At 68.4% G+C, this 212-nt stretch carries 1 protein-coding gene; it reads right to left on the bottom strand.

Features of this window, described 5'->3' with window-relative positions:
* On the bottom strand, positions 1-212 hold a 212-nt coding region (locus VTU_RS29915), incomplete at both ends, for a SwmB domain-containing protein (protein WP_010109464.1).

Here is a 212-nt window from a genome sequence, read left to right on the forward strand (position 1 = left end):
GGCGTGGTGTCTGGCGCGGGCGTGTTGTTGACCACCGCGGTGGCCGCAAAACTGGCCGCGTCGTTGCCGGCAGCGTCCTGTATGGCGTTGGCGTCGTTGTCGGTCGTGGGGTCGGCGTAGGCGACGGTGACCGTCTGGCCGTGGGTGACCGCCGTGGTCAGTGTGAGCGTGACGGTTTTTGCGCGGGCATCGACGGTGACGTTGGTGACGGC

This window comes from Verminephrobacter aporrectodeae subsp. tuberculatae At4 (assembly GCF_000193225.1).
GTDB lineage: Bacteria > Pseudomonadota > Gammaproteobacteria > Burkholderiales > Burkholderiaceae_C > Acidovorax > Acidovorax aporrectodeae.